Source organism: Mixta mediterraneensis, from assembly GCF_030283135.1.
Taxonomy (GTDB): domain Bacteria; phylum Pseudomonadota; class Gammaproteobacteria; order Enterobacterales; family Enterobacteriaceae; genus Pantoea; species Pantoea mediterraneensis.
The window spans coordinates 1-26,720 of sequence record NZ_JASUAZ010000041.1; the positions used below are offsets into that span (position 1 = coordinate 1).

The 26,720-nt window shown below is 50.9% G+C and carries 31 protein-coding genes; 18 read left to right on the forward strand and 13 right to left on the reverse strand.

The window, feature by feature from the left end:
• Nucleotides 1-251 (reverse strand): transposase (locus tag QRY16_RS17600; protein WP_289777516.1); only part of this gene is annotated, 251 nt, incomplete at its 3' end.
• Between the two features lie 320 nt (nt 252-571).
• Here QRY16_RS17600 and QRY16_RS17605 point away from each other — a divergent pair.
• Nucleotides 572-967, forward strand: coding sequence for a type II toxin-antitoxin system RelE/ParE family toxin (locus QRY16_RS17605; RefSeq protein WP_289777517.1), 396 nt, complete (start codon nt 572-574; stop codon nt 965-967).
• Entirely contained in the window at nt 960-1,277 is a 318-nt protein-coding gene (locus QRY16_RS17610; protein WP_193406597.1) for a helix-turn-helix domain-containing protein, read from the forward strand. Before QRY16_RS17605 ends, QRY16_RS17610 begins: the two co-directional genes overlap by 8 nt.
• 60 nt (nt 1,278-1,337) lie before the next feature.
• Here the strand turns inward: QRY16_RS17610 and QRY16_RS17615 are convergent, their stop codons facing one another.
• The gene (locus QRY16_RS17615) at nt 1,338-2,378 is read right to left on the reverse strand and encodes an IS481 family transposase (RefSeq protein WP_289777518.1); all 1,041 of its coding nucleotides are present in this window, start codon (nt 2,376-2,378) and stop codon (nt 1,338-1,340) included.
• 563 nt (nt 2,379-2,941) lie between these two features.
• Here QRY16_RS17615 and QRY16_RS17620 point away from each other — a divergent pair.
• The 10 genes from QRY16_RS17620 (at nt 2,942) to QRY16_RS17665 (ending at nt 7,668) form a co-directional block, all read left to right on the forward strand.
• On the forward strand, nt 2,942-3,277 hold the full coding sequence (locus tag QRY16_RS17620) for a type II toxin-antitoxin system RelE/ParE family toxin (RefSeq protein ID WP_001147119.1): 336 nt from the start codon (nt 2,942-2,944) through the stop codon (nt 3,275-3,277).
• Nucleotides 3,274-3,630 (forward strand): helix-turn-helix domain-containing transcriptional regulator, encoded by a 357-nt coding sequence (locus tag QRY16_RS17625; RefSeq protein WP_006122339.1) that lies wholly within the window; start codon nt 3,274-3,276, stop codon nt 3,628-3,630. Before QRY16_RS17620 ends, QRY16_RS17625 begins: the two co-directional genes overlap by 4 nt.
• 467 nt (nt 3,631-4,097) lie before the next feature.
• Nucleotides 4,098-4,403, forward strand: coding sequence for a hypothetical protein (locus tag QRY16_RS17630; protein WP_289777519.1), 306 nt, complete (start codon nt 4,098-4,100; stop codon nt 4,401-4,403).
• A gap of 63 nt (nt 4,404-4,466) precedes the next feature.
• Nucleotides 4,467-4,760, forward strand: coding sequence for a hypothetical protein (locus QRY16_RS17635; protein ID WP_289777520.1), 294 nt, complete (start codon nt 4,467-4,469; stop codon nt 4,758-4,760).
• A gap of 82 nt (nt 4,761-4,842) precedes the next feature.
• On the forward strand, nt 4,843-5,085 hold the full coding sequence (locus tag QRY16_RS17640; RefSeq protein WP_289777521.1) for a hypothetical protein: 243 nt from the start codon (nt 4,843-4,845) through the stop codon (nt 5,083-5,085).
• Nucleotides 5,075-5,290 (forward strand): hypothetical protein, encoded by a 216-nt coding sequence (locus QRY16_RS17645; RefSeq protein ID WP_233480989.1) that lies wholly within the window; start codon nt 5,075-5,077, stop codon nt 5,288-5,290. The genes QRY16_RS17640 and QRY16_RS17645 overlap by 11 nt, the downstream gene beginning before the upstream one ends.
• 91 nt (nt 5,291-5,381) lie before the next feature.
• A complete protein-coding gene (locus tag QRY16_RS17650) occupies nt 5,382-5,711 on the forward strand; it encodes a hypothetical protein (RefSeq protein WP_289777522.1) in 330 nt (109 codons plus the stop codon).
• A gap of 51 nt (nt 5,712-5,762) precedes the next feature.
• Nucleotides 5,763-5,957 (forward strand): hypothetical protein, encoded by a 195-nt coding sequence (locus tag QRY16_RS17655; protein ID WP_289777523.1) that lies wholly within the window; start codon nt 5,763-5,765, stop codon nt 5,955-5,957.
• A gap of 16 nt (nt 5,958-5,973) precedes the next feature.
• A complete protein-coding gene (locus tag QRY16_RS17660; protein ID WP_289777524.1) occupies nt 5,974-6,426 on the forward strand; it encodes a hypothetical protein in 453 nt (150 codons plus the stop codon).
• 27 nt (nt 6,427-6,453) lie between these two features.
• Nucleotides 6,454-7,668 carry an RNA-guided endonuclease InsQ/TnpB family protein gene (locus QRY16_RS17665; protein ID WP_289777525.1) on the forward strand — a complete coding sequence of 405 codons (1,215 nt, stop codon included), beginning with the start codon at nt 6,454-6,456 and terminating at the stop codon, nt 7,666-7,668.
• A gap of 51 nt (nt 7,669-7,719) precedes the next feature.
• Here QRY16_RS17665 and QRY16_RS17670 read toward each other — a convergent pair whose 3' ends face one another.
• Nucleotides 7,720-8,367 (reverse strand): DUF2913 family protein, encoded by a 648-nt coding sequence (locus QRY16_RS17670; RefSeq protein WP_289777526.1) that lies wholly within the window; start codon nt 8,365-8,367, stop codon nt 7,720-7,722.
• Between the two features lie 127 nt (nt 8,368-8,494).
• Between QRY16_RS17670 and QRY16_RS17675 the strand changes: the two genes are divergently transcribed.
• The 4 genes from QRY16_RS17675 (at nt 8,495) to repA (ending at nt 10,624) form a co-directional block, all read left to right on the forward strand.
• Entirely contained in the window at nt 8,495-9,055 is a 561-nt protein-coding gene (locus QRY16_RS17675) for a phospholipase D family nuclease (RefSeq protein WP_289777547.1), read from the forward strand.
• 145 nt (nt 9,056-9,200) lie between these two features.
• Nucleotides 9,201-9,479, forward strand: coding sequence for a replication regulatory protein RepA (locus tag QRY16_RS17680; protein WP_191928391.1), 279 nt, complete (start codon nt 9,201-9,203; stop codon nt 9,477-9,479).
• Between the two features lie 214 nt (nt 9,480-9,693).
• Nucleotides 9,694-9,768, forward strand: a complete 75-nt coding sequence (tap, locus tag QRY16_RS17685) for a RepA leader peptide Tap (RefSeq protein WP_191928398.1) — start codon at nt 9,694-9,696, stop codon at nt 9,766-9,768.
• Nucleotides 9,761-10,624 carry an incFII family plasmid replication initiator RepA gene (repA, locus tag QRY16_RS17690; protein WP_191928390.1) on the forward strand — a complete coding sequence of 288 codons (864 nt, stop codon included), beginning with the start codon at nt 9,761-9,763 and terminating at the stop codon, nt 10,622-10,624. The genes tap and repA overlap by 8 nt, the downstream gene beginning before the upstream one ends.
• Before the next feature lie 988 nt (nt 10,625-11,612).
• Here repA and lptA read toward each other — a convergent pair.
• Both lptA and QRY16_RS17700 read right to left on the reverse strand, forming a co-directional pair.
• A complete protein-coding gene (gene lptA, locus QRY16_RS17695) occupies nt 11,613-12,095 on the reverse strand; it encodes a lipopolysaccharide transport periplasmic protein LptA (RefSeq protein ID WP_061279138.1) in 483 nt (160 codons plus the stop codon).
• Between the two features lie 45 nt (nt 12,096-12,140).
• Nucleotides 12,141-12,686, reverse strand: a complete 546-nt coding sequence (locus QRY16_RS17700) for a recombinase family protein (RefSeq protein WP_289777527.1) — start codon at nt 12,684-12,686, stop codon at nt 12,141-12,143.
• A 163-nt stretch (nt 12,687-12,849) separates the two neighbouring features.
• Here QRY16_RS17700 and QRY16_RS17705 point away from each other — a divergent pair, with 163 nt between their 5' ends.
• Nucleotides 12,850-15,855 carry a Tn3 family transposase gene (locus QRY16_RS17705; protein WP_289777528.1) on the forward strand — a complete coding sequence of 1,002 codons (3,006 nt, stop codon included), beginning with the start codon at nt 12,850-12,852 and terminating at the stop codon, nt 15,853-15,855.
• A 32-nt stretch (nt 15,856-15,887) separates the two neighbouring features.
• On the opposite strand, the gene QRY16_RS17710 is transcribed toward QRY16_RS17705, so the two are convergent.
• Genes QRY16_RS17710 through QRY16_RS17725 form a run of 4 tightly spaced genes read right to left on the reverse strand, consistent with a single transcriptional unit; the run spans nt 15,888 to nt 19,454 of the window.
• Nucleotides 15,888-16,673: an MFS transporter gene (locus QRY16_RS17710; protein ID WP_289777529.1), complete on the reverse strand. Its 786-nt coding sequence runs from the start codon at nt 16,671-16,673 to the stop codon at nt 15,888-15,890.
• Between the two features lie 51 nt (nt 16,674-16,724).
• The gene (locus QRY16_RS17715; RefSeq protein ID WP_289777530.1) at nt 16,725-17,576 is read right to left on the reverse strand and encodes an NAD(P)-dependent oxidoreductase; all 852 of its coding nucleotides are present in this window, start codon (nt 17,574-17,576) and stop codon (nt 16,725-16,727) included.
• Between the two features lie 10 nt (nt 17,577-17,586).
• Complete coding sequence (locus QRY16_RS17720) at nt 17,587-18,588, reverse strand: transketolase family protein (protein ID WP_289777531.1); 1,002 nt, start codon at nt 18,586-18,588, stop codon at nt 17,587-17,589.
• On the reverse strand, nt 18,585-19,454 hold the full coding sequence (locus QRY16_RS17725; RefSeq protein ID WP_289777532.1) for a transketolase: 870 nt from the start codon (nt 19,452-19,454) through the stop codon (nt 18,585-18,587). Before QRY16_RS17725 ends, QRY16_RS17720 begins: the two co-directional genes overlap by 4 nt.
• A 234-nt stretch (nt 19,455-19,688) precedes the next feature.
• Here QRY16_RS17725 and QRY16_RS17730 point away from each other — a divergent pair, with 234 nt between their 5' ends.
• Nucleotides 19,689-20,582 (forward strand): LysR substrate-binding domain-containing protein, encoded by an 894-nt coding sequence (locus QRY16_RS17730; protein WP_289777533.1) that lies wholly within the window; start codon nt 19,689-19,691, stop codon nt 20,580-20,582.
• Nucleotides 20,583-21,308: 726 nt separating this feature from the next.
• Here QRY16_RS17730 and tcuC read toward each other — a convergent pair.
• The 4 genes from tcuC to QRY16_RS17750 form a co-directional block, all read right to left on the reverse strand.
• Nucleotides 21,309-22,613: an MFS transporter gene (gene tcuC / locus QRY16_RS17735; protein ID WP_289777534.1), complete on the reverse strand. Its 1,305-nt coding sequence runs from the start codon at nt 22,611-22,613 to the stop codon at nt 21,309-21,311.
• A gap of 52 nt (nt 22,614-22,665) precedes the next feature.
• Nucleotides 22,666-23,805: a tricarballylate utilization 4Fe-4S protein TcuB gene (gene tcuB / locus QRY16_RS17740; protein ID WP_289777535.1), complete on the reverse strand. Its 1,140-nt coding sequence runs from the start codon at nt 23,803-23,805 to the stop codon at nt 22,666-22,668.
• The gene (gene tcuA, locus QRY16_RS17745; RefSeq protein ID WP_289777536.1) at nt 23,792-25,195 is read right to left on the reverse strand and encodes an FAD-dependent tricarballylate dehydrogenase TcuA; all 1,404 of its coding nucleotides are present in this window, start codon (nt 25,193-25,195) and stop codon (nt 23,792-23,794) included. Before tcuA ends, tcuB begins: the two co-directional genes overlap by 14 nt.
• A 99-nt stretch (nt 25,196-25,294) precedes the next feature.
• Nucleotides 25,295-26,221, reverse strand: a complete 927-nt coding sequence (locus QRY16_RS17750) for a LysR family transcriptional regulator (protein ID WP_289777537.1) — start codon at nt 26,219-26,221, stop codon at nt 25,295-25,297.
• Between the last annotated feature and the right edge of the window lie 499 nt (nt 26,222-26,720).

The following is a 26,720-nucleotide window of genomic DNA, read 5'->3' on the forward strand; positions in this document are numbered from 1 at the left end:
AATATTTCGTTTTCCATTTCAATGCGTTGTAGCTTTTTCTTCAGCTCGCGTATTTCGATCTGTTCCGGGGTAATGGGGGAAGCTATTGGTGTTTTACCCTGCCGCTCATCACGCAACTGCTTCACCCATCGCGTCATTGTGGACAGACCAGCATTCATAGCGCTGGCAGCATCTGCAACCGTATAGTTTTGGTCAGGAACCAGTTGAGCGGATTCACGTTTGAGCTCTGCGCTGAAAATTCTTCTTTTCATTGGGGCACCTGTAATGTTCTGAGGTGAGCATATCACCTCTGTTCAGGTGGCCAAATTCACTATGCCACTACAATAATTACATCGGGTATATATGATGCTCATTCCGATAGAGCATACACCGCTCGCCGCAGCCGAACGACCGAGCGTAGCGAGTTAGTGAGCGAGGAAGCGGAAGAGAGCCATTGCTAAATCAGGAACCGGACACACTCGGCTTAAATTTTTGCTCTAAAAATCATTATTTAGGAGGGGTTCACCAGGGTTTGTATACCATTCAACTTGCATCAACACGTAACTAAGACTATAGTAATGGTTACGGAATCATGGATGCACTGAGTGTCACGGGAATTTATTTAACACCTGAATTTGAGACAGAACGCCAGAAAGTCCGCATCAGCAATGCCATGTTGCGCAAAGCTGCTAAGGCTATTTTTTCTGGTCTGCCTGGTGATCCACTTGGAAAATTCACCTTTAAAAAGCGGCTCGGCTTGCCCGGAGTAGGAGCACGGTCAATCGTTTTTTTCAATGATGGTGACAACGTCTTCTTCTTTGATATGTACCTGAAAAGTGGACTTTCAAAAAAGAAAGGAAAGGAGCTTGAAGATGATGAAATTGATGTTTACTGCAATATCGCAAAAGATTTTATCTCAATGAGTCCGGCAACTATAAATAAGCTACTGTCTGATAAAGAACTGGTCGAGGTAAATTGTGATGACTGAACGTCTGAAACGCATTCAAGGTATGGCTGGACGCTATAACAAACTAGGCGTGGTAAAAGATGAAACCGTAGCTGCAATTGATGCAGCGGTCGCAGTCCGTAATATCCCGGCGATCCGGGTCATGACCGGCAGCCAGATAAAGCAAGTCCGCACCCGCTACAACATGTCGCAAGCCGCATTGGCTATAACAACCGGCATGTCCGTAGAAAGTGTCTCCAAGTGGGAGCGAAACGAAAGCAAACCAAATAAGGCTGCTCTGCGGATCATTAACATCATCGATGCTAAAGGGCCACAGGTGTTCATGGCATAACGTGTACTAGCTCAGACCTGATCTGACAGTTACCGGTTATTTATACAGGTGTCTGTCAGATTAAATCTGGTTCAGATTTTTTTCTGCCCAGACCCGTTTTCCATCAAGTAATGTGGCCATTGGCGTACGCCCGCAGCACATTTTCCCCTGATGAGTTCGCTCATTATTGGAATGCCACAGCCAGTTGTCCAGATCCGCCTGCAGGCTTTCCAGATCCCCGTATAACTTCTTACGGAACGTAACCTGATAAAAATCCTGCAAAATAGTTTTATGGAAGCGCTCGCAGATCCCGTTTGTCTGCGGAGACATCGCTTTCGTTTTCGTATGGTCAATATCGTTGATCGCCAGATACAGCTGGTAATCATGCTGCTCCACTTTCCCGCAGTACTCCGTACCCCTGTCGGTCAGTATTCTCAGCATTGGCAGTCCCTGAGCTTCGTAGAACGGCAGTACACGATCATTGAGCAGGTCGGCAGCGGTGATTGGCGTTTTACTTGTATACAGCTTGCAGTGTGCCACTTTCGAGTACGTATCCATGAACGTCTGCTGGTAGATACGGCCCACGCCTTTCTGATTACCCACGTAGAAGGTGTCCTGTGAACCCAGATACCCCGGATGTGCCGTCTCGATTTCACCGCTGGCCTCGTCATCGTGCGCTTTTTTCTCCAGAGCCGCGATTTGAGCGTCGGTCAGCACGATGCCTTCTCTGGCGACTTTTTTTTCAAGGGCCTTCAGACGCTTACGGAAGTTCTCCAGGTCGTGCCATTGCCAGATGGAGCGAACGCCGCTGCCGGAGATGAATACGCCTTTTTTACGCAGCTCATTACTGGTCCGGTGCTGACCATGAGCCGGGAACTCAACGGCATATTCAACAACCGCGCGTTCAGTGGCCTCATCGGCACGATTCTTGAGATTGGGAACCCGGCGGTTTTGGTTAACCAGCGCATCGATCCCGCCTTCTGCCGCCAGTTCCTGATAGCGATAAAAGGTATCGCGTGAAACGCCCATGATTTTACAGGCTTTTGAAACGTTACCGAGTTCTTCGGCCAGATTGAGCAGCCCGGCTTTGTGTTTGATGATGGGATTGTTAGTATGAATCATGAGAGTTACCTCGCGTTTTGTTTAAGGATTGGACACCCATATCAAAACCGGTAACTCTCAGCCTTGCAAGGTCCAGTGTCAGATCAAGTCGCGACTAATACACATAACGATGTCGGTTTCATCAAAGAGAGCCGCTCTGCGGCTTTTTTTTACCCCCTGGACGTTCAGCCCATTCTGTCCAGTTATACAGTCCTCTCCCGTTTTTATCCCCCGTTTCTGTGGATAATCAATATGTGGTATTGGTCGCATCTGATTGGAACACAACATGTAGTATATAACGGCTGGCCTTTCCCCTATCCTTCAGCGCTGAAAGCCCCATCGTTAGCCGGGACAAAACGGCATATTGAGAATACATGTCCAGTGCAGCGATTTTGAACACTGGCCTCTCTCAGCGTCATAGCTGCCAGTGCTGTTAAAGTATACTTATACAGTACTTGTTTCCGATGGTTCGGGGAAGGCACACAGCCACAATATAAATTGTCACTTATAAGAGACGGTTTATATTGACCGTCTGTCACTTATAAGAGACAATGTGCACAGGTTAAGGGAGCGAGGGCGGCAAGATGCCTTACACGGCGAAACGATACCAGACAGAAAACGGTGAGGTTCCATACACCGACTGGATGAAAAAATTAAGACGTAAAGATCAGACCGCTGCGTTAAAAGTGGATTCCAGAATTGCCCGCGCTATGGGCGGTAATTTTGGAGATCATAAATTCGAAAGGGATGGTGTCTGGGAATTACGAGTTGATTATGGTCCCGGCTACAGGGTTTATTATTCAATCGAAGATGGAGAAATAATTCTCCTGCTAATTGGCGGGAACAAAAAAACGCAAACAGCCGATTTAGATAAAGCCGTTAGTTATCTGCAAGATTTTAAAAAGAGGTCAAAAAAATGACAGCCACCAAAAATGTGAAGTCGCTGATTAGCAAAAATGATTATCCGGCAGCAGTTGATCACAACGCCGCCATGATTGAAGAACTACGCGCTGATCCTGATTATGCAAACGCTTATCTTGCTAATGCCCTGGAAGAAATTAACGAGTCTGGTGGCTTAGGCGGTTTTCTTGTTGCGTTACGTCAGGTAATCGAGGCGCGAGGGGGGATTTCCGAAGCCGCTAAAAAATCTGGACTTGCCCGTCAGAGTATCTACCGTGCATTGTCCCCGAACGGGAACCCGACCATCACAACACTGGCACAACTTGCAGCAGTGGCCGGGTTACAGTTTACTCTCAGCAAATCCAGCCACTAATTTCTCAAGTTCCCCCCATAAGCGGGGGGGATTTTGTCACTGACCGTTTCAGTTACCCGCCCCGTAATTCGCGGCTTCAGCCGCTCAAACGCGCAGATACAGCGCCCCGCGCCGATGCTACGCACCGTCACGGCGTACCGTTCGCAAGCTCACGCGCTAACTGCGAAAGGCTAATTGTGCGTTGTAAGTGCTGTAATGGGCTTTGCAGGGCGGGGAAGGGGGAGCGCTTAAATCTGCCTGGTTAGTTCGCCATGACTGGCGAACGTCCCCGGCGCGATGCAGCTACCAGGCAGAACGTAACCACTGTTCGCGCCTCTTTTCAAAAGCAGTAATGTAAATACATTTATATCTTTATATTTTAGGGCAATAAAAATTCTTGCTATACCTGCAAATGCAGGTATAATTTAATCATCGAAAGGGAAATGGTTTCTCTTTCTTCCAAAGCCCAAATTGGGCGGGAGTTCCAGATGAGTAAAGAAATCGCTGTAGAAATTTTGAATCAATTAGGTGGAAATAAATTTATTGCAATGACTGGAGCCAAAAATTTTGTTTGGCTTGAAAATGGTGGACTCATTTTTAAACTTCCATCGAATTTCGCTTGTAAGGGTATTAACCTTGTTAAAATTGAACTAGATCCATCAGATACCTACAATGTGGAATTTTTTAAATCCAGAGGTACATCATTAAAAAGCATTGCATCATATACGATGATTTATTGTGACCAACTTCAGGATATCTTCACCGAAACAACCGGACTATATACATACCTTTGATAAGTGAAGGAGTCGCCCCGAAAGGGGCGATAATAAAATAAATTATAGAGTCTAAGGGGAAAAATGGCGAACAAAATCATTAATGCAGAGCTAGTATTAGATGTTTTTAAGAAACATGGCGCATATATAACTCTTTGTGACGTTAACGAAACGGTTAAATATTGCAATGAAAATGGCGGAAACATGCAATGTGGTTTAGAACCTGAAGGATGGGCGCATCGCTTAGCGAAGGAAGAAGCTTATCAACAGGAATGTGAGGCTCAGGAAGGTACTTGTGAAGATGTGCATTTTGACCAGGGGAACCAGGAACGTACAGCAGAGATTTACCAGGTTCCGGGGTTGAGAGGGAATGAATAAATGTATGACATATTAAAAGTGTTAAATTTATTAATAGCGCCTTGTGCGCTATTGTCATTTTTAAATTTAGGAAATTACTGTCATGACTGACAATGTTGTGAAAGTGAACAAGGGTAACTATTCATATACTATAACGGTAATTAACAATGAACTGTTACAGGTGGTCAAATACGTAAAGACAAGGAATAAACATACAACAGGTAAAACGAAACGAGAAGTTGTATTTGATGAAAACCTAACCAGAGACCAAGCTTTTGCTCTCGATGGCGAGGTTTTGAAAGCGCGTTTACTGGATTTTCTGAAAGGTGTAAATAATGAAGAGTAAACCAACGCCAGAACAGGTTAAAACCGCTCGCATTGCTGCTGGTCTTTCTTTAAAAGAAGCCGCTGATACTTTTGGTTATCAGTTAAATTCATGGCAAATGAAAGAAAGTGCAGGTAAAGCAAGTCGTTCTTTATCTATTGGAGAATACGAGTATTTACTGCTGTTAGCGAATCAACATCCAGAATATAAGATAGTGAAAAAATAATTGTCATACCTGCAAATGCAGGTATAATATAATTATTGAAAGGGAAATGGTTTCTCTTTCTTCCAAAGCCCAAATTGGGCGGGAGCTTTTAATGAACGTATTAACTTTTAAAAATGATACTGTCTCTGTCGGTGATGTATTTGTGTCATCATGGGGCTATGAGCAAACCAATGTTACTTTCTACCAGGTTCTTTCTGTACATGGAAAGAAAACTGTCACTGTTCGTGAAATCCGCGCTAATTCAGAATATACAGATTCAATGGTCGGCTTTAAAACACCTGTTTTAAATGATTTTACAGGTGAATGTTTTAAGCGCCAGATTAAAGATTGTGGCGATGAGCTAGCGATTAAAATCGAAGATTTTGAAACTGCTTATAAAGCAGCACCAGGAAAAAAACACCGCTTTACTTCTTATTATTGAAACTAAAGGGAGGGGGATGCCCCTCCATCTATCGGAGAGAACGGAAGAACAATGGAAAGAGAACTTAGCGCAGTGGATTCCCTGAAACGCAATGTGAAATTCTGGTTTGAATGTTGTGGGTGCAATAACGAGGAGGTTATCAGTAATGTGAAAAACTGGTTTGATTTTGCTTATTGTCCAGCGGAACAGGAGCAGGCAAAAAATGAAATAATATCAGCATTAACCGGAGAGGAAAAAAATATTTGATTGTAGAGGTATCAGGTTGCTGGAACAGCCTGATACCTATGACACTATCAGCCGTATCACCGGCGCTGATCAGGTTATCGACGACAGCGTGACCGCGCAGTTTGCCCGCAATGTGACCGGGAAACCGGAAGACCCCCTGCCCTTCATTCCTGAACCGAAGGAGAACGCTGAACAGGAGGCTGAACGGCTTGCCCGCGAAGCCCTGGAAAAACAGGGTAAAGGTGATAAGGATATTCGTCCGGAAGATGTACTCGCCGCCATCAGCGAGCCGGAGGATGATATCCATACCGGGCTGCTGGCCGGTAAGCTGAAAGAGGAGGAATACCCGCTTACCGGACGGGATATTGCGGCGGCGCTGGGTGAAAAATCGCCGGAGAAAGAGCCGGAAGCAGAGAGTCAGCCCGATCAGTCGCTTCATCTGAAGCAGATCGAGCGGGACATCGTGAAAGAAAAATCTTTCGAGGACTGACTCATAGACCAAGAGTATGATTGAGCCATGCAACGACTTCAAGCCTTCAAATACGAACTCCGTACAGACGACCAACAGGAACGACAGATGCGCCGTTTCGCTGGTTCGTGTCGATTCGTGTTCAACAGGGCACTGGCCTTGCAGAAAGAGCGTCACGAGCGCGGCGAGAAGAAACTCGGCTACGCAGGGATGTGTAGGCTGCTCACCGGGTGGCGAAACAGCGCGGAAACGGAGTGGCTGGGCGATGCGCCAGTTCATCCTCTGCAACAGACCCTTAAGGATTTAGAACGGGCCTACACCAACTTCTTCGCCAGACGTGCCGACTTTCCTCGCTTCAAGAAAAAGGGGCAAGGCGACAGCTTCCGCTACCCCGACCCGAAGCAAATCAAGCTCGACCAAGAGAACAGCCGCATTTTTCTGCCGAAACTTGGCTGGTTACGCTACCGCAACAGTCGTCAGGTCTCGGGTATTGTAAAAAACGTCACTGTCATCCAGTCCTGCGGTAAGTGGTACATCAGCATTCAGACAGAATTCGAGGTACCTGATCCCGTTCACCCTTCAACATCAATGGCCGGTCTGGATGCTGGCGTAGCTAAACTCGCCACGCTGTCAGATGGCACCGTCTTTGAACCTGTAAACAGTTTCCAGAAAAATAAGAAAAAACTGGCTGCACTTCAGCGCCAGTTAAGCCGCAAGGTTAAATTCAGCAACAACTGGCAGAAGCAGAAACGCAAAATACAGCGACTACATTCGTGTATCGCAAACATCCGCAGGGACTACCTTCACAAAGTCACAACGACCATCAGCAAAAACCACGCCATGATCGTCATTGAAGATTTGCAGGTGAAAAACATGTCAAAGTCGTCAGCGGGTGCTGTCAGCCAGCCAGGACGCAACGTCCGGGCGAAATCAGGGCTGAATCGTTCGATACTGGATCAGGGCTGGTACGAAATGCGCCGTCAGCTTGAGTACAAACAGCTCTGGCGCGGAGGTCAGGTTCTGGCGATACCTCCGGCATATACCAGTCAGCGTTGCGCCTGCTGTGGTCATACGGCGAAAGAAAACCGCCTGTCACAAAGTAAATTCAGGTGTCTGGCGTGTGGATATACAGCGAACGCCGATGTAAACGGCGCTCGTAACATCTTAGCGGCGGGACACGCCGTGCTTGCCTGTGGAGGGATGGTGCAGTCAGGCCGCCCGTTGAAGCAGGAACCCACTGAAATGATTCAGGCGACAGCCTGAACGTAGCAGGAATCCACGTCCTTCAGGGCGTGGAGGATGTCAAGCCGGTTGCTATGCCTTTTCCGGCAGCAGCCGGATAACGGAAAAGCCTTCCTCATCAGGCCGCTGTTCGCTTTTTAAATGGCATTGCTCAAGTAACGGAAATACGCCTGAAATATCACCGGTGAAGCGGATCTCCAGTGGTTTAATCAGTTCGCCACCGTCACTGAATGCAGGATGGAGTTCTGCTTTCGGGGTATACACCGCGCTGGCCGTTGCTGATTCCCTGTGATAACTACGCCATTCCTGCTGTGACAGCAGAAAGTCCAGCCAGCCCATTGTTTTCAGCGTTTCAATAAAATACGTGAAGCGGAATAACACGCTTTGTTTCGCCAGTTCGCCCGTACTGGAACGCCAGATGTACTCCACCTTGCGGTGCAGCCTGGCACCAAAACCGTAGCGTTTCCCCTGGTCAAGAAGCCAGAGAATGTCCTGTGCGACCGAGCGGGGGAACAGCTTACGTTTTTGCGCGGCAGACAGCCACTGCATGATGAACATGTGTATCTGCAAATCTGTGCGAATTTTGCCCTGTTTTTGCGACAGTTTTATCGCTACCAGCAGGCACCATGCCAGATGCATCAGTTCTTCGGTCGGGCGTTTCTGATAAAAGACAGTCAACCAGTACCACTCCATTTTTTTCGTCGCGCGGAAGGATAGCATATTGCATCCCCGGTCGGGAGCAGGGCTACCGCCTTCGCTGCGCTCAGTTGGTCAACCCCGGGAACGGGTAAAAGCAAGTTTTACCCGCCCCCGGCGTTTCTGTTAAAAATCCAAAGGAATCATGATGATGCTATTTTCATGCGGAAAACTGGTCAGGGCCAGCTTTCTTTGTCCTCCCCTGCTGTCTTCTCTGCCCTTCCCCGCCGACGCGGGGATATCGACGGCTCCGGATATTCAGGTGGGTTTTTCTCCTGAAGGGACTGGTCGCCTTCTGGTGCTGAACACCATCGGTTCCGCACAGCAGAGAATCCGGATGATGGCCTATTCCTTCACCGATCCGGACGTGATGAAAGCGCTTATTGCCGCGCATCAGCGGGGCGTGGATATAAAAATCGTTATCGACGAGAAAGGCAACCGCAACAGGGCCAGCATGGCGGCAATGAATCTGATTGTGAATGCCGGTATTCCGCTGAGGACTAACAGCCGCTTCCCTATTCAGCATGATAAGATTTTAATTGTTGATAATCATACGGTTGAGTCAGGTAGCTATAACTTCAGCCGGGCGGGAGCGAGAAAAAATTCGGAGAACGTGGTGGTGATGCGCTTTATGCCCGCCATCGCCAGTCAGTATCTGGCCCACTGGCAGTCCCGCTGGGAAATGGGGACAGACTGGCAATCGACCTACTGATAACGGCGTACAGATGGCCTTTCACTGGAAGGGGTGATCCGTGCGCCAACACAGATCACCTTTCGATAAAAGTTAAGTCGCTGATTTCTCTGTTCTGTAGTATTCTCTGCGAGATGATCCTTTTTAGATCCTTGAGGAGGCAGAGATGTCGCAAGCAGCAAATGCAGTAACTTCCTCAACGAATTCAAAGCGTTCTTACCGAAAAGGTAAACCGATGTCGGCAAGCGAAAGACAACTTGCTGCGATTGCGCGTAAACGAGAAACGCACAAAGAAGTTAAAGTCTTTGTTAAAAATCCTCTTAAAGATCGGATGGTTGCGATTTGTGAAGAGGAAGGGCTTACGCAAGCACAGTTTATCGAGATCTTACTTGAGCGTGAACTTAGTGAACGAGGGGTTCTGGATGTGAAGTCTTCACATTCTTGATAGTTATCTCATTGGGTGCTAGATTACTGATCGATTAGATAATTTCTGGCTGGCCACGCCGTAAGGTGGCAGGGATCAGGTTCTTAGATACGTTTCCCTGAATCTGAAAAGCAAAAACCCCGATAAACTTCCTCATCTTTGGCGAGGCGAGAAGGTTACCGGGGCCTAACTAAACTGTACAGAAGCTGTTGCTCTGTACGGGGAGTATAGTTTCATGCCCAGAAAACTGCAATACCTTCTGTGCGCATTACTCCTTCCGTGCAACATAAGCGCAGGAAGGTGTGACTGACGCTCAGACCCTGTTCTCTCATTACCGACAGGTCAAGAACCCGAATCCGGAATTCACCCCGCGTGAAGGGAAAAAGACGCTGCCGTTCTGCCGTAAGCTGATGGCAAAAGCCGAAGGCTTCACGTCCCGTTTTGATTTTTCCATGCATGTCGCTTTTGCGCGTTCGCTGGGTGTGCGTCACCGTATGCCGCCGTTGTTGCGCCGCCGCGCCATCGATGCGCTGCTTCAGGGGCTGTGCTTCCACTATGATCCACTGGCTAACCGCGTCCAGCGTTCCATCACCAATCTGGCCATCGAGTGCGGGCTGGCCACAGAATCGAAAAGCGGCAATCTGTCCATCACCCGCGCCACGCGGGCGCTGAAGTTTATGGCGGAGCTGGGGCTGATTACCTACCAGACCGAGTATGACCCGCAGATTGGGTGCAACATCCCGACCGATATCACCTTCACGCCAGCCCTGTTCTCCGCTCTGGATGTTTCTGACGTGGCCGTTGTGGCCGCGAGGCGCAGTCGCGTGGAGTGGGAAAACCAGCAGCGTGAAAAACAACGTCTCCCCCGGCTGGACATGGACGAACTGATAGCCAAAGCCTGGCGGTTCGTGCGTGAGCGGTTCCGGAGCTACCAGTCCGAACGCAAATCGCACGGGCTGAAGCGCGCCCGCGCCCGCCGTGATGCTGACCGTAACCGCCGCGATATTGAAACTATCGTGAAGCGGCAACTGACGCGTGAAATTGCCGAGGGCCGCTTTACCGGCAACCTGGACGCCGTGCGTCGGGAACAGGCAAGGCGTGTAAAAGAGCGTATGCTGATGTCCCGTGGCAACAACTATACGCGGCTGGCAACGGCCACCACCTGACCCCCTCTCCTTTTATTAATCCGGCTGACCCCGGAGGGTCCTGCACGTCTGTTACTCACCGTTGCTTATTATCTGAGCGAACGGGCATGGAGGCCATCCATGCTCCCCTCTCTTTTCCGGCAAAACCGTGCTGAAATTTTGTCGCCGGCGCCATCTTTGCCCGATGAATTCAGTTACCCACAAATAACTGCAAGGGATATTTCCATAAGGTTACAGCCGTTATGCTTGCAGAGCGCCAGCCGCACTGATTTCAAAGTGCGTGGTTCCCTTTAAAAACCTGCTCAGTACTTCTTTTAAATACCTTTTATGTTTTTCATATAAACAGATAACCTGTTCATCGTCTGCCCTGTGGACAGCCTCAAAGAATGCCCGCCCTTGCAGCGGACTTACGTCCGCGCCGGTTCGATCAAAGCTAAGTTACCTCCCGTCGCTACGCGACAGGCACTGTAAGGCAACTGAATTTAGTTACAGCATTCAGAATACACTTCCGCAAAACCAGAATGTGCAGATCTGTGACCTCATCACCGCGCCCACCACTGAAAATCGGCCCCGCCCCGGCCAAAGGCCGGAACAACGTCGCTTTTAATGATGGATGTTGTAACTAGAACTAAGTCGCTTTGAGAAGTATCGCTGGAAGGTCTGGATTAACACGCCCGTAAGCGGCCCTCACGGCCCGCTAACGCGGAGATATGCCCCGACTGCGGCTACGCCTTGTCGTGACCACACCGACAGCGCACAAAAGCTTCTGTATCGCTTTCAGCGGGTTTATGTCTGGCAGGGTGAAGGGATGGATTGGCAGAAACTATCAGAACTGTAACCGGCTGCGCCGGGTCACGGTGCCATTCACCAGTAAAAGGGGTCTGACGCTCAGTGGAACGAAAACTCACGCTAAGCTTTCATTACGTGTTGGAACATTGACCATTTACCCTAACAGTTTACTGTTTGGGTAAATGGTTTTTGTCAGATTCAGCATTCTGACTAAGAATAATTATTTTTTCGTCTGTGATACCTTGTCAGGATAAATCACACTCCTTACTCTTTTACCAGGTGCAGCAGAAGCTATCATTTTTTTCGTAATGGTGTTGTATGTTATTACTTCGGCCGATAGAGTATTTCCATTCTGCTGAACAAAAGCCTCATCTGTTAGGATAACCTCTCCTGTTTCTGGAGTATATTTAAGCTTTTTAGAATTTCCTGAGAACGGTTTACCGTCTTCTGTTATCCCATTGTATTTTATTGGATTCCCTGTGGCAGTTATATATGTATCGTTGGGGTTTTCACGATGATAAATAGCTTCTTCTGCATCAATAGTCATATCCCCGCTTACAGCGTGTACATGGCCAACAGCCTTAATATTTCCATTCGATAATATTAACTGGTTGTCCGAATCTATTGTGTACTTATTTGATATGGCTTCTGAAGCGTTAGCAGTGCCAGTAATAAAAAATAAAATAATTAAGTATCCTTTCATTTGTACCTCCAGTTCATATTTAATGATTGTATCCGTATAATAAAGCTATTCAGCAATAATTTTATAAACCGTGGAACGGGCAATACTGAGCTGACGAGCAATTTCCGTTGCGCCAGTGCCTTTCTGGTGAAGCTCCAGCACAGTGTTTCTGTCCACAGAACGTTTGCGGCCAAATTTGATACCTTTCAGCCTGGCTTCCTGACGGCCTTCATTGGTGCGTTCCAGTATTCGGCAGCGCTCGGCCTGTGCAACGGCGGACAGGATAGTAACCACCATTTTTCCCATTTCCCCGTCAGTGCTGATCCCGTCATCAATAAACCGGACAGCGACACCCTGGGCGTCAAATTCTTTTATCAGCTGGATCATATCTGCGGTATCGCGGCCGAGACGGTCAAGTTTCTTCACCAGAATGACATCTCCTTCTTCTACCTTCATCCGCAACAAATCCAGCCCTTCCCGATCGGTTGAACTGCCAGATACCTTGTCGGTAAAGATACGGTTGCCTTTCACTCCCGACTCTTTGAGAGCTTTAACCTGAATATCGAGAGATTGCTGACTGGTTGATACCCGTGCATAACCAAAAAGTCGCATAAAAATGTATCCTAAATCAAATATCAGACAGATGGTGTCTGTTATAACAAAAAATCGATTTAACGGACACATTAATGAAGCCGATTTTGGGCGTCCGACAATTTATAATATTTCGGACGGTTGCGAAAATGTTACTAAATGCCCGTCAGGCAGGGAGGCCGATATGCCCGTTGATTTTCTGACCACTGAGCAGACTGAAAGCTATGGCCGGTTCACTGGCGAACCGGATGAGCTTCAGCTGGCACGCTATTTTCATCTTGATGAAGCGGATAAAGAATTTATCGGGAAAAGCCGGGGCGATCACAATCGGCTTGGTATTGCCCTGCAAATCGGGTGCGTGCGTTTTCTGGGCACCTTCCTCACCGATATGAATCATATTCCTTCCGGCGTCCGGCATTTTATCGCCAGACAGCTCGCCATCCATGATATCACCGTGCTGGCAGAATACGGCCAGAGAGAAAATACCCGTCGTGAGCATGCCGCGCTAATACGTCAGCATTATGATTATCGTGAATTTGCCTGGCCCTGGACTTTTCGTCTTACCCGTCTTTTATATACCCGGAGCTGGATAAGCAACGAGCGTCCGGGCCTGCTTTTCGACCTGGCGACAGGGTGGCTGATGCAGCACAGGATTATTCTCCCCGGCGCGACCAGGCTGACCCGACTGATTTCAGAGGTAAGGGAAAAGGCAACGCTGCGCCTGTGGAACAGGCTGGCAATGATTCCGTCTGCCGTGCAGCGTTCACAACTGGAGACGCTGCTGGGACCCGCTGATTCCGGCCGCCTGTCTTTGCTGGAATCACTGAAGAAAGGCCCGGTCACCATCAGCGGCCCTGCGTTTAATGAGGCAATTGATCGCTGGAAAACGCTGAGTGATTTTGGCCTTCATAATGAAAGCCTGAATGCGATCCCGGCTGTACGTCTGAAAAATCTCGCTCGTTATGCGGGAATGGCTTCGGTGTTCAATATCGCCAGGATGGCTCCGCAGAAAAGGACAGCGATACTGGTTGCCTTTGTCCTAGCATGGGAGACGCTGGCGTTGGATGATGCGCTGGACGTTCTGGATGCCATGCTGGCTGTTATCATCCGTGACGCCAGAAAGATTGGGCAGAAAAAACGGCTTCGATCGCTGAAGGATCTGGATAAATCAGCACTGGCGCTTGCCGGCGCATGTTCGTACCTGCTGAAAGAGGAAACGCCGGACGAATCAATCCGGGCCGAAGTATTCAGCCACATCCCGAGGCAAAAACTAGCCGATATCATCGCGCTTGTCCGTGAAATAGCCCGGCCATCAGATGATAATTTTCATGATGAAATGGTGGAACAGTACGGGCGGGTTCGTCGTTTCTTGCCCCGTCTGCTGAATAGCGTTAAATTTTCAGCAGCTCCCGCCGGGAGCACCACCCTGAATGCCTGCGATTACCTCAGCCGCGAGTTCAGCTCACGGCGGCAGTATTTTGATGATGCACCAACGGAAATCATTAGCCGTCCATGGAAACGACTGGTAGTTAATAAGGAAAAACATATCACCCGTAGGGGATACACGCTGTGCTTTCTCAGTAAACTGCAGGACAGCCTGAGGCGGCGGGATGTCTACGTCACCGGCAGTAGTCGGTGGGGAGATCCCCGCGAAAAATTACTACAGGGCGCAGACTGGCAGGCAAACCGGATTAAAGTTTATCGTTCTCTGGGGCACCCGACGAATCCACAGGACGCAATAAAATCGCTGGGACTTCAACTGGACACCCGTTACAGGCAGGTAGCCGCACGCCTTGGCGAAAATAAGGCGGTTGAACTGGATATTTCCGGCCCAAAACCCAGACTGACAATTTCTCCCCTCGCCAGTCTTGACGAACCGGACAGTCTGAAACGACTGAGCAAACAGGTTAGTGATCTGCTCCCGACTGTAGATTTGACAGAGCTGTTGCTCGAAATCAATGCCCATACCGGATTTGCTGATGAGTTTTTCCACGCCAGCGAAGCCAGCGCCAGAGTTGACGATCTGTCCATCAGCATCAGCGCCGTACTGATGGCCGAGGCCTGCAATATCGGTCTGGAACCCCTGATACGGTCAAATGTTCCAGCCCTGACCCGACACCGGCTGAACTGGACAAAAGCAAACTACCTGCGGGCTGAAACAATCACCAGTGCGAATGCCAGGCTGGTTGATTTTCAGGCAACGCTGCCACTGGCACAGGTCTGGGGTGGTGGCGAAGTGGCCTCTGCAGACGGAATGCGCTTTGTTACGCCGGTCAGAACAATCAATGCCGGACCGAACCGCAAATACTTCGGTCATAACAGGGGGATCACCTGGTACAACTTTATGTCCGATCAGTATTCCGGCTTTCATGGCATTGTTATACCGGGGACGCTGAGGGACTCAATCTTTGTGCTGGAAGGCCTTCTGGAACAGGAAACCGGGCTGAATCCTACCGAAATTATGACCGATACCGCTGGGGCCAGCGATCTTGTCTTTGGTCTTTTCTGGCTGTTGGGATACCAGTTTTCGCCGCGCCTGGCTGATGCCGGTGCTTCGGTTTTCTGGCGCATGGACAATGACGCTGATTATGGGGTGCTGAATGATATTGCCAGAGGGCAGTCAGATCCCAAAAAAATAGTCCTTCAGTGGGACGAAATGATCCGGGCCGCAGGCTCCCTGAAGTTGGGCAAGGTGCAGGCTTCGGTGCTGGTTCGCACGTTACTGAAGAGTGAACGCCCTTCCGGACTGACTCAGGCAATCATTGAAGTGGGACGCATCAACAAAACGCTGTATCTGCTTAATTATATTGATGATGAAGATTATCGTCGGCGCATTCTGACCCAACTAAACCGGGGAGAAAGCCGCCATGCCGTTGCCAGAGCTATTTGTCACGGTCAGAAAGGTGAGATAAGAAAGCGATATACCGACGGTCAGGAAGATCAACTGGGCGCACTGGGGTTGGTCACTAACGCCGTCGTGTTATGGAACACTATTTATATGCAGGCAGCCCTGGATCATCTCCGGGCACAGGGGGAAGCCCTGAATGATGAAGATATTGCACGACTCTCACCACTTTGCCACGGGCATATCAATATGCTCGGCCATTATTCCTTCACACTGGCAGAACTGGTGACAAAAGGACATTTACGGCCATTAAAAGAGGCGTCAGATGAAGAAAACATTGCTTAACGTGAGTTTTCGTTCCACTGAGCGTCAGCCCCCTAAGAGAGCATAAAACTGGTCGTGATATAGTAACCACCGGTTTCTGCCAGACGCAGCCCTATTATTTTAATTATTAAACGCCAGTCGCTACGTATGACTTCCAGTGCAGGTTGTTTAACGATCTTGTTTTGCTGTTTCGCTTGTTCGAACTCAGGGGATTCAGCAATACTTATCCGGATAAAGAGTCCAATCGCCACCATTATGAACGAGATCAGGAATGGCACGCGCCATACCCAGTTACCGTCAAAAATGGCATCCGAGAGCAGAAACGCGCCGTTCGCCAACAAAAGCCCTAACGGAATACCAAGCTGGGGCACCGCGCCATACAGACCACGCTTTTTCGCAGGTGCATGTTCGCATGCCATGAGCACTGCTCCGCCCCATTCCGCACCGAATCCAATGCCCTGAATCATCCGTAATAAAATCAGCAGGACGGGCGCCAAAACACCCGCCTGTTCATAAGTAGGGAGTGCGCCGATCAATACAGTGGCCAGACCCATCGCCAACAGCGACCAGAACAGTACCGCTTTACGGCCATAGCGGTCGCCAAAATGACCCGCGAGGTAGCCGCCAAGCGGTCGCATAAGAAAACCTACCGCCAGCGTAGCGAACGCGGCGAGTATTCCAATAATGGGCTTTTCAGTATGAAAGAAAAGCTTGCCAAACCAGGCCGCCGCCGCAGTGCCGTAAATGAAAAAATCATAACTTTCCACTGCGGAGCCGATCATTGATGCGATAGAGACTTTGACCGGACTGGCGCTATTATTTGCAGGTTCAGATGTCATATTTATATCTCACCCCGGAATGTAGTTGTTATCGGGTAATACGTGTCATCGCTATTCCTGTTGCCAGGTCTCGATTACACGGCTGTCATCACGTTGCCCTAACCCAGCGTTTGCTGCTGCCAGATAACGAGCGTGTGCGATCTGTAAGAGCGGAACGTCTGCGTGGCACGCGCTGGCGGCATCTGCCACTAACCCGCTGTCTTTCACAAAAATATTAATTGCGCTGGAAACCTCAACATCGCTGCCCTGCAACATGCGTGGACCACGATCTGATAACATCCAGGAACCAGCGGCACCGCCTTCCACCAGAGGCAACACGTGTGCCGGATCCAGTCCCAGTGATTGCGCCAGATTTAATGCTTCCGCCGCCGCCACGATATGCACCGAGCAAAGATGCTGGTTGATCACTTTGATCCCTTGTCCTTCGCCAGGCTTGTGACCAACGAATTTCACCTTCCCCATCGCATTGAGAACGGGCGCAACTTCAGCTATTGCGGCATCACTGCCGGAAGCAAAAATTACCAGCTCGCCGGTGCTGGCACGCGCGGTGCCCCCGGTAACTGGCGCATCGACCACGCTGGCACCAGCTTTTAACAGCAGCGCCGCGGCGGCGATAACGGCATCCGGCCCAACCGTTGACATAATCACCCAACGCTGCCCTGCTACTTTCGGTAACGCCTCTTCCACCAGGGCAGCCAGCTGTTGCGGTGTCGCCACCATGACCACGACCACATCAGCGTCAGGCGTCAGCGAAAAACGCTCTACTGCTTCAATACCCTGTGCCTGCGCACGCTGACGCGAAACTTCCGCTACGTCAACACCCAGGATCTCATGCCCGGCGTTGTGAATCTGCAACGCCATCGGTAAACCAATCGCGCCAACACCTACAAATATGACTTTCATCGGAAGCTCCTTACGCCAGCCAGCCTTTGATGGCGTTGACCATGGATTTTGTGGAAATGCCGTAGCGATCGTGTAGCGTAGGCAGCGCGCCGGCTGCCAGAAAATCATCTGGCAGAGCGATATGGCGAAAGGCTGGCATTACCTGAGCATGCATTAATGCCATAGCCACTGCTTCGCCTAAACCTCCAACCACGCTGTGATTCTCAGCCACAACAACCAGGCGGCCACCGCGACAGCCTTGCTCCACAATCGTAGTGATGTCGAGCGGTTTGATCGTCGGCACGTGTAGCACCGCGACATCAACGTTGCTCTGTGCCAGCTCTTTTGCCGTTTCCAGGGCCCGCATGGTCATGATGCCGCTGGAGATAAGCAATACCTCTCGTCCATCTCGCAGCAGTTTGGCTTTACCTAATTCGAACTGATAATCGTATTCATCAAGTACCAGTGGGACTTTTCCACGCAGCAGGCGCATATAAACCGGACCCTGGTGATCGGCAACAGCGGCCACCGCCTGCTCAGTGTCAAGCGCATCGCAAGGATCGACTATCGTCAGGTTAGGAATGCCCCGCATCAGCGCGAGATCTTCGGTTGCCTGATGGCTGGGACCGTAACCGGTGGTTAACCCTGGAAGAGCGGCGCAGATCTTGACATTCAGATTCTCTTCTGCGATGACCTGATGAATAAAGTCATATGCCCGACGCGTGGCAAATACAGCATAAGTTGTGGCGAACGGGACCATACCTTCTTTCGCCATTCCACCTGCTGCCCCCATCAATAATTGCTCCGCCATTCCCATCTGGAAATGACGTTGTGGGAAAGCCTGGGCGAAGATACGAAGATCGGTGTATTTCGACAGGTCAGCGGTAAGGCCAACGATATTCTGGCGCGTCTGTGCTGCCTTAACCAAAGTATGGCCAAACGGGGCCGCCACCGTTTTTTGGCCTTCGGCAGCAATAGAGGCGATCATCGCTGAGGTGGTTAAACGCGGTTTTTTCTCTGCAACAGTGCTCATTGGCGGGCCTCCTCAGCCTGATCGAGAATCTTGATTGCTTTTTGCCATTCATCGGCATCGACGCGGATAAAGTGATTCTTCTCGCGTGCTTCCAGAAACGGCACGCCTTTACCCATTAATGTATCCAGCAGAATGACGCGCGGTTTCGGCTCAGTCAGATTGCGGGCCCGATCAAACGCCGCTTTTACTGCCGCAATGTCATTACCCTCTACGCGCTGTACATCCCATCCAAATGCCAGCCATTTATCAGCAAGCGGCTCGAAACCCATGATTTTTTGTGAAGGGCCATCTGCCTGTTGTTGGTTTATATCCACCAGCGTGATCAGGTTATCCAGTTTATGGTGTGCTGCTGCCATCGCCGCTTCCCAGGTTGCGCCTTCATCCAGTTCGCCATCAGACATGGAGTTGTACACAAAGGCCGGGTTATTTTTGTGGCGCAGCGCCAGCGCAATTCCAACGGCAATCGTCATACCCTGACCCAGTGAGCCGCCGGACATCTCCATGCCGGGCGTATAGGTCGCCATGCCGGACATTGGCAGACGGCTGTCGTCCGAACCGTAGGTTTCCAGCTCCTCTTCCGGAATAATGCCCGCTTCGATCAATGCCGCGTAAAGCGCGATAGCATAATGACCATGCGACAGCAGAAAGCGGTCCCGCCCTTCCCATTCAGGATCTTCTGGACGAAAGTGCAGTGCATGACACCACGCAACGGCCAGCATGTCGGCAAGACCCAGCGCCTGGCCTATATAACCTTGCCCCTGAACTTCTCCCATTTGTAGGGCAAAGCGGCGTATACGCCAGGCATGGTGTTTCAGCTTATCGATTACGTAGGCAGGTGCGACTACCGGGTCTGTAATAATGCTCATTAATCTGCTCCCCTGTGCGTTAACAAAATGTTCCGGCTGAGACGATTCCAATACGGGCTGCGCCCGGTGATGTTTACGTGCTATTCACGCGCCATATTCAGCTGGTCAGACGCATCATGGAATGGAATAGTCCGCATTGAATCTGGACTCTGAACGGAATACCGTGAGGTTACGTAGTTTGAGCAATGACTGACAAAAGCATTTAATACAATTATCCGTGAATAGGATTCACTAATGTCGATACTACGCAAAGTCCCCTTGACCATGTTGCGAGCGTTTGAAGCGGCGGGACGCACTGGCGCGTTTACCGCCGCCGCAACAGAACTTGACCTTTCTCCTAGCGCGATTAGTCACGCTATTCGAAAGCTTGAAGATCTATTGAAAATTCGACTTTTCCAGAGAAGCACGCGAGAAATAACCCTGACGAAAGAGGGTTCTCTCTTACTGGAGCATGTGCAGCGCGGGTTCGGTGAAATGCAACGTGGACTGTCACTGGTCACGGCCGATGAGTCGCGTCCGCTGCGTCTGCACACGGCGCCGAGTTTTGCTCACCAGTGGCTGCTACCTCGGCTGGGTGATTTTATTCGTGAACATCCCCAGATTGACCTGCGTTTTTCGGCCAGTACCGAATACGCGCGTTTTGAACAGGATGATTTTGACCTTGATATTGTTTACGGCGAGCCACGCCCGTCACCTTATGAAAAACTACCGTTAGCCGTAGAAGAATTAACCCCACTTTGTTCTCCTGCGCTGGCAGAGAGCATTTCCCGTCCAGAACATCTTTATCAACAAACGCTTATTCAATGTGATGTGCAGCTCTTTCAATGGAAAGGCTGGTTTGAGGCAAATAATCTGACACCGCCGCGCCATTACGGATTGCGGTTTGACCGTAGTTTTATGGCCATTGCCGCAGCGGTGGATGGATTAGGTGTGGTGCTGGAGTCCAAACTACTCGCAGAACGTGAAATTGCCAGTGGCAGGCTGGTATGTCCGCTGGTGAGCAGCACAAAAGAAATTCACTATATTGGACATTACATGGTCTTTCCGCGTCATCAGCATAGGCATTTTGCGCTAGAAGAGTTTAAAAGCTGGTTACTGGAACAACTTAACCTGGCACAGTTACGCTGATCAGGCTCACATATTTTTAACAACGTAAGCGCCTGTAGGGCGTCTTCAGCTGTGAATTTTTGTGATCTCAAAGACAAAATAAAATGCATCATCACGGCTAAGCCAGATTCTTTCAAGCCGTCTTGAGAGGCTACTGCGTCGGTAGACGACCCCGCCCGGTAAATAACAGGGCAGGATAATTTTATCGGGGGAGAACGCCAGTGCATCCATAAAGAAACTAGGTTTGAGTGCGATAAGTTCAAAGTCTGAACTCACAGCACATTCATCGTCTGGCCTGATGCCTGTCCAGCCCTAACGCCGCAATGAGTAACGCTTGCAGGAGATATCCATCAATGTCTGCAAGACGCATGCGGTTGAATAACACGGTAATAAACAGCGCTCCCAACATTGCAGTCAGGCGATTTTGCAGGCCTTAAGGAATAGCGATGGTAAAGCAGCAAGCAAAGCGATTCAGGAAGATATTCTCGGCGGTAAGCAAAACTTTCTGAATGCCAGCCGCCGTTGAATGAAATTTAACATGCCACCCATACCACTTCATGACGACACGCAACAGAGCCGATTCGATAGCGGAGCTGAAAAAAATCTAATTTTAACATGACAGCGCTACGCAAATTCTGGCTTACCTCTGCTTTTCTCCCAGAATTTACGTAGTGCGATCAACAGATAAAATGATTATTCCAGCCTTACACCGGCCTGGCAGCCGCTATAAAACCATGTCAGATGGGCTCAGGATTTTTGCTCTACGGCCTGGTAACCGCGGCTCAGACGCAAGAACAGCATGCCGGTAGCCGCCAGCCCACAGAAGGCGGCACACATCAGCCACCAGCCAGGGGCGCTCTTGCTGCCCGTCATCTGTACCAGCGCCGTTGAAATTACCGGCGTCAGGCCGCCGAATAGCGCCGTCGCCAGGCTGAATGCCAGCGAGAATCCCACGGTACGTACGTAAACCGGCATCACCTCGGTAAGTGCCGCCACCATAGCGCCGTTGTACATTCCGAAGAAAAAAGAGAACCATAACAGCACTAGCGTCATGCGTGTAAAGTCCGGTGCCGAGGTCAGCCAGGTCATGGCAGGCCAGGTAGTGACCAGCGCCAATAAGGTGATGCCCATCAGCACCGCGCGACGACCGATGCGATCGGAAATCGCCCCGCCGATCGGCAACCAGATAAAGTTTGAGATCCCTACCAGCATTGTCACTATCAAACTGTCTCGCGCCGTAAGATTCAGAACGGCGCGCCCGTAGGTCGGGGTATAGACGGTAATAAAGTAAAAGGTTGTCGTGGTCATCGCTACCAGCAGCGTGCCGGCGACAATCAGGCGCCAGTTCTGCATGATAGTGGTAAAAATCTCACGGGTATCGGGTCGGTGCGTGCGATGTAAAAACGCTTCGGTTTCCTGAAGCGAACGACGCAGCACAAAAATCAGCGGAATAATCATGCAACCGATAAAGAACGGGATACGCCAGCCCCATTGGGCGATCTGATCGTGTCCCAGCAGCGCATTCAGGCTGTAACCAATCAGCGCGGCTACCACAATAGCAATTTGCTGGCTGGCGGATTGCCAGCTGGTGTAAAAACCTTTATTGCCGGGCGTGGCGATCTCTGAGAGATAAACCGAAACGCCTCCCAGCTCGACGCCTGCAGAGAATCCCTGCAATAGCCGACCCAGTAGCACCAGCGCCGGGGCCAGGATGCCGATAGACTGATACCCCGGTACCAGCGCAATCAGCAGGGTGCCGCATCCCATAATTGCCAGCGTTACCATCAGCCCCTTACGTCGGCCGATGCGGTCAATATAGGCACCCAGGACAATCGCTCCCACAGGCCGCATCAGGAAACCAGAGCCAAAAACAGCGAACGTGAGCATCAAAGAAGCGAATTCGCTGTCGGCAGGAAAAAAGGTTCGGGCTATGTAAGTGGCATAAAAGCCAAAGAGAAAAAAGTCGAACTGCTCAAGAAAATTGCCGCTGGTGACGCGGAGTATCGTGCCGAAAGTGCCGGCGCGGGTTGAGGCAGATGTAGGTTGATTCATAGGGACATGTCTCCAACAGCTCACTTGCTTGTTATAGGTAAGAGTTCCGGGCTTAGTCGCCAGCGACACCCGTGTTTTTTCCACGCCGTTTCTCAATCGCCCACTTAAGCAATGCGGCGCTGCGGTAAAATCCATGGGCGAATTTTCCGTAAGGGAGGGTCAGGAACAGAGCCATCACGACGCCAAGATGCAGCGCCAGCAATATCCCCATCCATGAGGTATCGCGCCCGGCCAGCAGTCCAAGACCGGTAAGGCTTGTCAGCAGTAACAGCAGAATAAAGCCGCGATCCATCGGTTTCTGACGCGCGTCGCCCTGTAGCGGCGAACGGCGCAGGTTGAGCCATAACAGTCCCATCGGACCAATGATGAGCCCTGCACCGCCCAGCGTGCCGAGCACAACAGGCACACTCCAGAATGCATAGGGCGCTTCCAGCCCGGCGACATAGTGATAGCCAGTGGCTACCACCGTAGCGGCGAAGCAGAGCATAAAGCCATAAAAGGTGAAGTGATGAAAACGGCGCCGCAACAGCGTGAAGGCATCATTTTGCTCGTTGCAGCCCTTGCCATGGCCGCCGTCCAGATATTTCAGGGTAAGCGCGTTTTTTGACGCATCCAGCCATTCTGGCGCCTGCGGCGAGCCAGGTGATATTTCGCGCCAGAAGCGGATCACCCCGGCCATCAGTGCCACGATAGCCACCATAAACACGCCGCCAAACATCAGCGCCAGCAGGTTATGCGGGAAGATCTGGTAAAAATCACCTGCCAGTGGCGGATGGATAAGTGATCCTTTCAGCGCCATTGCCAGCAATAAAAAGAGAGACAGACCAAACGCCAGCGCCAGGGTTAAGGTGATCCCGGCACGCCGGTAAAGCGCGCCCAGCCTGGCGGGCTGGGCATAATGCTGATAGGTTTCCAGCCGTACCTGCGCCATGGCTTTCGGCACGTTGATAGCAAATTCATGGGGCGGCGCGTACTGGCAGGCATGCAGGCAGGCCCCGCAGTTATGGCACAGGTTTGCCAGGTAGTTAATATCGGCTTTGCCAAATTCCAGCCGCTGCGTCATGGCCGGAAAAACAGCGCAAAAGCCTTCGCAATAGCGGCAGGCGTTACAGACTTGCATAACCCGTTCAACTTCCGCCTCGGGTTCGGTCAGGATTTTAGCGTCAATGATAAGCTTCTCAAGCTGCTTCATGGCTGGCCTCCCATCCTGCTGCGCGCGCGGCCTCTTTTCCGGCTATGCGGCCAAAAGTCGTGCCGATGGACATGCCTACCCCGGCGGTATAGCCCTTGCCCAGCACGTTTCCGGCCATCATCTCGCCGGCGACAAACAGGTTACGACTGGGATGACCGGCAAAATGGACAGCCGCGAGTTCATTCACCTTCAGACCAAGGTAGGTAAAGGTAATGCCAGGACGCAGGGCGTAGCCGTAATAAGGCGGTGTATCGATGGGGCGCGCCCAGTGGGTTTTCGGCGGGGTCAGCCCCTGAGTGATACAGGTATCCAGCGTGGCGTGATCAAACTGGCCGGGCTGGCACGCCTGGTTATAGCGAGTCACGGTTTCGGTGAACTGTTGCGGATCCAGCCCCAGTTGCCGTGCCAGCGCCGGCAGGGTATTAGCCTGGCAGCCAGGGAAGACCGGCGGCATAAAATGGCCAGGCGCTTTGCTGTCGATAATGGAAAAACCAATCTGGTCAGGCTGTTGCGCGACCAGGCGTCCCCAGATGGCATAGCGTTTTGGCCAGAAATCTTCCCCTTCATCATAAAAGCGATGGGCATCGCGGTTTACCACAATACCTAATGAGACGCAGTCTACGCGGGTGCAGATCCCGCCGTCATAGAGCGGCGCCCTGGCGTCAATGGCGACACAATGCGACTGCGACGGATCGCCGATAATGTCCGCACCGGCCTCCATCATGAACTTGAGCAACACGCCCTGATTAAAGCGGGTGCCACGAATTAAAAAATTGTCTGCGGGCCATTCGCCCCGTTCGTTCTGTCCCCAGGCTTCGCGCAGCCAGGCGCGGTTTGATTCGACCCCCCCTGCTGCCAGCACGCAGGTTTTCGCTGCGATGCGCTCCTTACCTGCCAGTGCGGCAATAAACTCGCCGTTGTTCAGTTCCAGCGCCTGTACCGGCGTGTTATAGCGAATTTTCACGCCGAGTGATTCAGCGCTTCGATAGTAAGCATTGACTAATGCTTTGCCTCCTCCCATAAAGAAGGCGTTAGTGCGGGCGACGTGTAACGCACCGGATAACGGCGGCTGAAAATTAACGCCGTGACGGCGCATCCAGTCACGGCAGCATGAGGATGACCGGATCACCAGTCGCGCCAGCGTCTCATTGGTTTGCCCACCCGTGACGCGCCACAGGTCCTGCCAGAACTCCTCTTCCGGGTAACTGTCAACCAGCACATCCTGCGGCTCGTCATGCATACATCTCAGGTTACGGGTATGTTGCGAATTTCCACCGCGCCATTCCCGCGGTGCTGCCTCCAGCATTAGCACCGACGCGCCCGCCTCTCTGGCCGTTAATGCGGCGCATAGTGCGGCATTGCCCCCGCCAATCACCAGTACATCTACCATGGAATACCCCATTGCTGCTTAATGGTTTTGTTAAATTTGCAGCTAAAATGTATACACACAGCCTGTATGGTCGCTATTGGGTATCGCTTAAGGGGGGGTTTAGTTAATGTAAAGGGTTGCGCCCGGCCATTCACCCTGCTCCACGAGTTGTTGCATAACCCGGTAGAGCACCACCCGAGCGGCCAGCCCGGCGGGAGAAAGCTCATCATCAGAGAGGCTAACGAGAAAATTAGCCCGACTGAGCACCGGATTATGAATGCCGATAACCCGCAGGGCTTCATCGTGAAGATGAGACAGCGCCGCGCCGGGCTGAAGCGTGACGCCCAACTCGCTGCGTACTGCATTCATCAGCAACGTCAGACCGTCGATTTCGGTCATCACCGTCAGGTGAAGCGCATTCTCATGGCATATCTCTTCCAGACGAGCCCGCAGTCCGTGGCCCGGACTGGGCATGATAAGAGGAAGCCCCGCCAGGGCAGCAGGTTCCGTCATATCGCCGGGAATAGCAGATAAAAGGGCGGGTGTGCCGATCAGAAACAGTCGTTCTTCCAGAACCGGCCTTGCGCTCCAGCGCTGAATTTTATCCTGCTGAAAAGTCACGGCCAGATCCAACTGTCGGGTATTGATCATGCGCGCCAGGTTACCGGAAAGCGTCTCTACTACATGCAGTCGCACATCAGCATAACTTTCACGCATGGCTTTGATAAAGGGCAACCCCAGCACCGACGCGGTACTGGGCGCCATACCCACGCTGACATGGCCGGAAAGCCGCGCCTGCCGCGCCGCCAGCACGGCATCATTGGCATGACGAAGCGCCAGTTGCGCCTGAGAATAGAACGCCAGCCCGGCATCCGTTGGGCATACGCCGCGCGAAGTACGTTGCAGCAAACGGATCGCCAGTTCATTTTCAAGGCGGCTGATTTGCTGGCTGAGCGCGGATACGCCTATATTCAGATCGATCGCTGCGCGTCCCATGCTGCCTGTTTCTACAATACGCACAAAATAGCGTAACTGGCGAAGCTCCATCACAACCTCCTTTCTCTACGGTCTTCAGCCAATACACTTATTTTTACATTAGCGCAACATTTTGCAGCCTGAATAAATCGCCTCGCCGTCTGGCTTTTTCAGCGGATAGCCTCATGGCAGTAATTCCTGCCATTCCCGCTTTGCGGCCCATCCTTTTACGCCAGCAAAAACCCGGGCGGCCTCTGTTTTTAGCCAACGCGCGCGAAGTTCAACGTGTTTTTCAGGCATTACGACGCGTATCGAGTGGTTTAGCAGTCATAATATGAAAGTATCTCATCCATAATATAAAAATAGTTAAAAGCCAGACCAGACTAATTAAGATAATAGTCAATTGTAATCAACGATTTTTTAAATATAATAAAAATAAAATCAACTTCCCTTTTTTAACCTGACTCAAATATGAACAACAGACTGACCGGGCTTGATCTTCTTCGTTCAATCATCATGATCTTTGGCCCCACCTTTCATGCTTCAATGCTCTACAGTGGCGCCTGAGGTT